This is a genomic window from Syntrophotalea sp., assembly GCF_050253115.1.
GTDB lineage: Bacteria > Desulfobacterota > Desulfuromonadia > Desulfuromonadales > Syntrophotaleaceae > Syntrophotalea > Syntrophotalea acetylenica.
The window spans coordinates 1-7,578 of record NZ_JBFWJQ010000120.1; the positions used below are offsets into that span (position 1 = coordinate 1).

Consider the following 7,578-nt stretch of genomic DNA (forward strand, 5'->3'; position numbering starts at 1 on the left):
AAGGACAGCGTGAGGCTGTAACCCAGCTGGAAAAGCGGCTGCAGATAAGAATTTTCGAGAAGTTGGGCCGCCCGCTCCGCATCGTTGTGGCAGAGGTGTTCAAGCGCCAGGTTGAGATAGCCGTAAACCTTGTCCATGGCCGTTTTCAAGGCATCCCGATCACCGCAATCAATTCTGTCGGCCACCATCATCTTGTTGGCCAGATAGACAAGATCCCAACCGGTTGCCGCGCCGATCCCCATGGACAAAACCCGGCCCAGCAAATCCCCGCGCCGCACTATACTTAAAGCAAACCCTGGCGCCGGAGCTGTCCCGTCCACGGTTGCATGGCGGCGATAACTGGCCGCCTCGAAGGTAGCCGGATCAAGGGGAGCGTAAATTTCGGCCGCCTGCAGCGCGTCGGGAAAGCCGAGATCCTGCAGACGCTCACAGCGCCCCTGGTAAGCATTTTCCTCCAGACTGGAAAGCAGCTCCCAGCGCAGGGCCTCCATCAGATGCATGTAAAAGGCCGAGTCGAGTCGATAAAGACAATCAAGAATGCTGGACACCAGGCGCGCGTACTTCTGCTGCAGGAAGTCCACTTCGTAGCTACCGACACATTTGGACAGGTCCGGCGGATTGTCTTCATCGTGAAAGGCTTCCGGCCCTCGCAGCACACGCACGAATTTTGCCATAATCAGTACCAGCAATTCAAAATCGATTGCAGCAGCGGCCGTCAGTACGGCTTCCTCGCCTTCGGTCATGGCAAGCGCCAGCCATTGCAAGGCCTCGGGAGCGTCGATGCGATCGCCTTTCCAGCAGTCGAGATCGATAAACGCCGTCAGCTGTTCTCCGGATGACATGGCCACAAGCTCGGGAACCTCGTCGCGCCCCAACTCCTTGATGGTCAAAAACAGATCCTGTGACGCCAGCGAATGTGTCAGGTCGCGACCATCCGCCGCATCGAGAATCATGCGATAACGCATGGAAGCGTCGGCAAGGCGCAGTTGTTCCCGCTGCTGCTCAAGCGACAACGCATGAAAAGCCTGCCCATGCAAATGCAACGCGGAAGACTCGCCCGGTGCCAGATCCTTTTTCCCACCGGCGGGGGGGTGTTTTATGGTCATAAAAACTCCTTGTAACCTGGTTTTCATCCGGAAACAGCACTGAATTCATCCGGAAATGGCGATCAATTTAATGCAGCCCCAGGCTGCGGTCAAGAGATAGAAGGCATGGCAATCCTGGCGCAACCACACCAGGAAACCCCTTGTTGTGTACTCCACCGAAACGCACAACGAAACCTGAACGGATGAACATTTCACTTTCCGGACGCATGGCTTTGATGATATCCTGAGTGCGGTTTACTTGCGCTTGTGCCGCGTCGGACCATCCGCCCTGCAGGGATTTTGTCATCCGGGGGAGCCTGACGGCAGTTTCCCATTGAAGGTGCTTGGATTTTCACCGAGTTTCATCCTTGAATTAAAAGCACGAAATGTTAATATGTTGAAATCATTCCATTCATCGTTTCGCGGATTACTTTCCCGTTGCCTGACATCGGGAGGGCTTCTATGAAAAAAACGTTTCTCTACACTCTTTCGGGCCTTCTGTGCGCGGCCCTGCTCTGCTTGCCGCCCCTGTCCGGCCTCGCGGCTGCCCGCGCCAGAAAAACCTTTACCGTCAGTCCCATGCTTGGAGGGTATATATTCGAAGGCGACCAGCCTTATGACGATGCGCTGACCTACAGCCTCGGCTTGGGCTACAACCTGACGAACAGCTGGAGCACCGAGTTTGTGCTCAACTATTTTAACGCCGACCTCGGCCATGATCAAAGCGGCAATGCCGACGGGCTGGCATATCGCCTCGACGCTCTGTACCATTTCATGCCGGAAAGCAGCCTCGTGCCTTATCTTGCCGGAGGCCTTGGCGGCACGACTCTCAATCCGGACCACGGCGGCAGCGAAACCGATTTTCTGCTCAACTACGGCATCGGCCTGAAATATTTCTTTACCGACAGCCTGGCGCTACGGGGCGACCTGCGCCATGTGTTCGCCTTTGGCGACCCGGAAAACAACTTCATCTATTCAGCCGGACTTACCTACCTGTTCGGCAATCAGCAGAAGCCCCCGGTCAGAACCACGCCCAAGGACAGCGACAAAGACGGCGTCATCGATGCCAATGACGCCTGCCCCGACACCCCCCTGGGGGTGCCGGTCGACAGGCTCGGCTGCCCCCTGGACGGCGACGCTGACGGGGTCCCCGATTACCGCGACAAATGCCCCAGGACCCCAAGATCGGCCAGCGTCAACCGGCAGGGCTGCCCATCGGACAAAGATGGCGACGGCGTGCCCGATTCCCTCGACAGATGCCCCGGAACGCCGCAGGGATTGCCCGTCGATGAAAAAGGATGCAGCGCCGACAGCGACGGCGATGGCATCGCCGATGCCAACGATAGATGCCCCGGCACCACGACTGGCCTGATGGTCGACAAACACGGCTGCGCCGCCTCCATGACGCTGGCCATCGAGTTCGAAACCGGCAAAGCCGACATCGCGCCCCGTTACCATGCCGAACTCAAACGCGGCGCCGCATTTATCCGCAAGCACCCCGGTGCGCGCATCCTCATCGCCGGGCACACGGATTCGCGCGCCTCGGCGGCCTACAATCTCACCCTGTCGCAGCGCCGCGCCGACAGCGTACGCAAATACCTGATTGAAAAGTTCGGTGTCCAGGCCTCTCGCCTCGTTGCCAGGGGCTTCGGTGAAAGCCTTCCTGTCGCCGACAACGCCACCGCCAGGGGACGACAACGCAACCGGCGGGTCGAGCTGAGCGTTTACGCAACGACCAAAAAGTAATTCGACCCTTCGGGTTACATGCACTCGCCAGGTATGGCCTGCCCGGCTCTGGGCACCCAGCATTTGCGACAAACAACAGGAACCGGACGGTTCACCCCGCAAGGCTGATATCGATATCGGCCCACACGGGGCAATGATCGGACGGTTTGTCCATGGCGCGGATCTCGTAATCGATGCCGGCGGCACTGCATTTCTCGATCAAACCGCCACCGGCGAGAACCAGATCGATGCGTAACCCCCGTCGCGGATCTCTTTCAAAACCGCGGCTGCGGTAATCGAACCAGCTGAAACAATCCGTCAGCGAGCCATGACAGCTGCGAAAGGTATCAGCCAGCCCAAGGTCGAGCAGGCGCTGCAACCAATCCCGCTCTTCGGGCAGGAAGCTGCATTTACCGGTGCGCAGCCAGCGCCGGACGTTATCCTCGCCGATGCCCACATCAGCATCCGCCGGCGCAACATTGGCGTCTCCCATGAGAATCAGCGCATCGCGCGCTTCAAACCTGTCGTGCAGATACTGGTACAGCTCAAGATAGAATCGCTGCTTGGCAGTGAACTTGACAGCGTTGTGGCGCGACTCTCCCTGGGGAAAATAGGCGCTGAACACCCACACCGGAGCACCGCCACCCGTGTCATAGGCGGCACCGACAAGGCGTCGCTGGCTGTCAGCGGCATCGCCCGGCAAACCCTTGACTACTTCGACCGGAACCTGACGGGACATCAGGGCAACGCCGTAATGGCTCTTCTGCCCATGATATGTTACGTGATAACCCATTTCGCGGATGGCCTCGACGGGGAAATCCCCGTCCGGCACCTTGGTTTCCTGCAGGCCGATAATATCGGGCGCATGTTTTTCGATCACGGCCTGCAACTGGTGAAGGCGGGCGCGAATTCCGTTGACATTGAACGAAACAATTTTCATTTTTCATATCCCTTCAAGCGCCTGCCTTCTCCCAACGCGGAATCCGCCTTGTCCGGCGGCATGCCTCAATAATCGATGAGCAACGCCAGAAAATCCTCGCCATAGCGCTCCAGCTTGCGTTGACCGACACCGTTGACGCTCAGCAACCCTGCCGCATCCCGCGGCCGTCTGGCGGCCATTTCCGCAAGCGTGGCATCCGAAAACACGACGAAAGGGGGCACCTGCTCACGATCGGCCAGCCGCTTGCGCAATGTGCGCAAGGCTTCAAACAAGCCTTCATCGTAGGACCAGCCCGCGGCATTGCGCGGTGCGGCACTGCGGACCGCACGCACCCTGATTCGCGGCCTGGCCAACCGCAGCGAGGTCTCTCCGCGCAGCAACGGCCGTGCTTTTTCAGTCAAACGCAATATGGAGTAATTGCCTACGTCCTGATACAGGTAACCGTGATGCACCAACTGCCGCAGCAGGCTGCCCCAAACGTCCCGGCTGACATCGGCGCCGATGCCGTAGGTCGACAGCCGATCGTGCCCAAGTCGCTTGATACGATCGCTGTCGGCACCGCGCAGCACGTCGATAACATGCCCGGCACCAAAACGCTGCCCGACGCGGTACACACAGGACAGGGCTTTGCGCGCGTCCTCGGTGGCGTCGTAGGATTCCGGGGGCTGAAGACAAATATCACAGTTGCCGCAATCTTCCGTCGTCTGCTCCCCGAAATACCCCAGCAGCACGCGGCGCCGGCAGGTAAGCGCTTCGGCGAACGCCGCCATGGCGTTGAGCTTGTGCAGTTCGATGCGGTTCTGTTCCTCGTTGCCGCCTTTTTCGATCAGGCCCCGGCACAATGCCACATCCCCGTAACCAAACAACAGCAGAGCCTCCGCCGGCAGGCCATCGCGCCCGGCGCGCCCGGTTTCCTGATAATAGCCTTCGATATTCTTGGGCATGTCGTAATGCACCACGAAGCGAACATTCGATTTGTCGATACCCATGCCAAACGCCACCGTTGCCACCACAACCTGCAGTTCGTCCCGCAGGAACAGCTCCTGCACACGGTTTCTTTCGCCATCCGCCAGGCCGGCATGATATGGCGCTGCCGAGATCCCCGCATCGCATAAACGGGTGGCCACTTCCTCCACCCGCTTGCGGCTCAGCGCGTAGACAATTCCGGCCTCACCGCCGTGCGCGGCAAGAAAGGTCGCCAGTTGCCGGGCCGGCTGGTGCTTTTCCAGCACCGTATATCGAATGTTGGGACGATCGAAGCTGGTGATGAAGCTATCCTCACGGGACAGCCCGAGACCCGCCAAAATATCCTGGCGGGTCTGTGCATCGGCAGTCGCGGTCAGTGCGACGAGAGGAACCTCGGGAAAATGCCGGCGCAGCTGGCCCAGTTGAATATACTCCGGCCTGAAATCGTGCCCCCACTGGGAAATGCAATGCGCCTCGTCGACGGCGAACAGCGCGACATCGATATCCGCCAGTCTCTCCAGAAAACCGGACCCCATCAGGCGCTCCGGGGCGATATACAACAGTTCGAGGCGCCCCCCGTGCAGATCGGCCAGCACCCGGCGGGCCTCCGCGGAGGCAAGGGAGGAGTTGTAGTAGGCGGCGCGGACACCATTAACGCGCAACGCATCGACCTGATCTTTCATCAGGGATATCAGCGGCGACACGACAATGGCGACCCCCTTGCGCATCAACGCCGGCAGCTGGTAGCAGAGAGACTTCCCTCCGCCGGTCGGCATCAGCACAAAGGCATCCCGACCGGCAACGAGCCGGCGGATGATCTCTTCCTGCAGGGGGCGAAAGGACTGAAAACCGAAAACGCGCCTCAAAATATCCAGCGGATCGGGGTACATGGCAAACCTTTGATTTATGAAGTAAGTTCCTTTGTGCAGTGAGCAGGCCGGCCGCTCGTCGCCCAATGCAGGCGCTACGGCATCAGGCGCCGCCGGTTCTTTTTTCAGCCACCAGCAAAAAGGGGGCATGGCAACGGTTGATGTTGCGAAGATTCAGCCCCACCCACCGATGGGGATCGAGGCCGGCGAAAAAATCCTGTACGGCCCGGCTTTCCTCCTCGCCGCCACCATGACCCGGATAAGCGGTCACGACCAGGCGCCCGCCGGCCGCCAGGCATGCTGCCGCCGCTTGCAGGGCCGCCAAGGTAGTTTCCCGGCGGGTCACCAAAGCGTGGTCTCCGCCCGGCAAATAGCCGAGATTGGCAACCACGGCCAGCGGTTCTTCCCGCAATACCGAGGACAGGCGCGAGTGGCAGCCTTCCACCAGAAACACACCGGCCGATGCCCTTTCAACAAGCGTGGCAGGGGTCTGACAGGCCACAAACGCCCCCGCGCTACGTAACCGCCTGGCGGTATTTTCCAGCGCCCGCTTTTGCAGGTCGAATGCCACGACCGTTCCCCCGGGGCCCACTTTTTGCCAGAGATACAGGGTGTCGTGTCCATTGCCGGCGGTAAGATCAACGGCCAACCCGCCCGCAACCAGCGCGGGCTGCAGCAGCAGCCGTGCCCAGCGGGTCATTTCCGTAAATTGTTTTAAAGCGGATTCCATGCTTTTCGCCTTTTCACGTTTCCCTGGCAACCAGACAGGGGCCATTATGGGGCGGCGCCCCCTCCCTGTCAACTCGCTCGGCCCCGACGGCTTTTTCGGCAGGACTTCCCGCACACCGGGCTTGAACCCGAAGCCGGAATCTGTTATAAAATTAGCACTCACAACCTTGGAGTGCTAACAATTGTTCCTGCCTTTCAGGAGATGGATAGCATGAGTAATTTGTCGCTGCCGATCCCTTCAGACAACCTGTCTCTCTATATCGCCCAGATCCGCCAGTTCGATCTGCTGTCCCGGGACGAGGAGTTCCGTCTGGCCTGCGCCTATCGCAAGAATGAGGACATCCAAGCCGCCCAGCGCCTGATTTGCGCCAATCTGCGTTTCGTGGTCAAAATCGCCCACGAATATCGCGGCTACGGACTGAAGCTGCTGGACCTCATCCAGGAAGGCAATATCGGCCTGATGAAAGCCCTGAAGAAATATGAACCGGAACGCGGCCTGCGCTTTATCACCTATGCTGTCTGGTGGATCAGAGCCTACATCCACAACTTCATCATCCGCAACTGGTCGCTGGTCAAAATCGGCACCACCCAGGCGCAGAAGAAGCTGTTCTTCAAGCTCAACCAGGCGCGCAGCGCCATACGACGCCTGACCGGCAATGAGGACACTCAAACCATTGCCGAACAGCTCAACGTCCGCGATGAGGAGGTCGAGGAGATGGGCCGCCGCATGGCCGGCCGCGACACCTCCCTGGATGTCAACCTGGTGGAGGGCGAAGATTTCAGCCTGCTCGACGCCCTGGCGGACGATCGGGAAAACCAGGAGGAACAGCTCATCAGATATCAGGAAAACCGCCTCGCAAAGTCCCGGGTACATAACGCCATGGAACTGTTGAACGAAAGGGAACGGCGCATCGTGAAGGAGCGTATCCTCAAGGATGAACCAAGCACCCTGCAGGCACTGGCGGACGACTACGGCATCAGCCGCGAGAGAGTCCGGCAACTGGAAAAAAATGCCCTCGAAAAAATCCGCAAAGCCTTGACGGCAACCGCCCAATGTCTGCAGACCGAGTGAAGGCAATGGTAGCCCGGCAGTCTGGCTTGCCCTGCTGCACGATTGACAAATACGGGCAAATCCCTTACCTTTAGCGGGTTTGATAGCCTGTCAGAAACATCAGGCATCACGCGGGCCATGCCAGGGATACGGCGTCCCGATTTTTAACTCTTGCATATCCACCCCGTATCCCTGTCGTGTCGCGCATTCTAT

The 7,578-nt window shown here is 59.2% G+C and carries 6 protein-coding genes; 2 read left to right on the top strand and 4 right to left on the bottom strand.

What is annotated here, in order from left to right:
* Positions 1-1,106 (bottom strand): DUF6178 family protein (locus AB7E65_RS10975; RefSeq protein ID WP_428745901.1); only part of this gene is annotated, 1,106 nt, incomplete at its 3' end.
* Positions 1,107-1,547: 441 nt separating this feature from the next.
* Here AB7E65_RS10975 and AB7E65_RS10980 point away from each other — a divergent pair.
* Entirely contained in the window at positions 1,548-2,831 is a 1,284-nt protein-coding gene (locus AB7E65_RS10980; protein ID WP_428745902.1) for an OmpA family protein, read from the top strand.
* A 91-nt stretch (positions 2,832-2,922) separates the two neighbouring features.
* Here the strand turns inward: AB7E65_RS10980 and xthA are convergent, their stop codons facing one another.
* The 3 genes from xthA to AB7E65_RS10995 all read right to left on the bottom strand — a co-directional run bounded on the left by xthA (position 2,923) and on the right by AB7E65_RS10995 (position 6,315).
* The gene (gene xthA / locus AB7E65_RS10985; RefSeq protein WP_072287074.1) at positions 2,923-3,750 is read right to left on the bottom strand and encodes an exodeoxyribonuclease III; all 828 of its coding nucleotides are present in this window, start codon (positions 3,748-3,750) and stop codon (positions 2,923-2,925) included.
* A 65-nt stretch (positions 3,751-3,815) separates the two neighbouring features.
* Positions 3,816-5,606, bottom strand: a complete 1,791-nt coding sequence (recQ, locus tag AB7E65_RS10990) for a DNA helicase RecQ (RefSeq protein WP_072287073.1) — start codon at positions 5,604-5,606, stop codon at positions 3,816-3,818.
* 82 nt (positions 5,607-5,688) lie between these two features.
* Positions 5,689-6,315, bottom strand: a complete 627-nt coding sequence (locus tag AB7E65_RS10995) for a class I SAM-dependent methyltransferase (protein ID WP_158514016.1) — start codon at positions 6,313-6,315, stop codon at positions 5,689-5,691.
* Between the two features lie 210 nt (positions 6,316-6,525).
* Here AB7E65_RS10995 and rpoH point away from each other — a divergent pair, with 210 nt between their 5' ends.
* Positions 6,526-7,386 (top strand): RNA polymerase sigma factor RpoH, encoded by an 861-nt coding sequence (rpoH, locus tag AB7E65_RS11000; protein WP_072287072.1) that lies wholly within the window; start codon positions 6,526-6,528, stop codon positions 7,384-7,386.
* The last annotated feature ends 192 nt before the right edge of the window (positions 7,387-7,578 follow it).

Excerpts from the sequence above, each read along its gene's own strand:
- AB7E65_RS10995 (WP_158514016.1), bottom strand. The coding sequence starts at position 6,315 with ATGGAATCCGCTTTAAAACAATTTACGGAAATGACCCGCTGGGCACGG.
- xthA (WP_072287074.1), bottom strand. The coding sequence starts at position 3,750 with ATGAAAATTGTTTCGTTCAATGTCAACGGAATTCGCGCCCGCCTTCAC.
- AB7E65_RS10980 (WP_428745902.1), top strand. The coding sequence starts at position 1,548 with ATGAAAAAAACGTTTCTCTACACTCTTTCGGGCCTTCTGTGCGCGGCC.
- recQ (WP_072287073.1), bottom strand. The coding sequence starts at position 5,606 with ATGTACCCCGATCCGCTGGATATTTTGAGGCGCGTTTTCGGTTTTCAG.
- rpoH (WP_072287072.1), top strand. The coding sequence starts at position 6,526 with ATGAGTAATTTGTCGCTGCCGATCCCTTCAGACAACCTGTCTCTCTAT.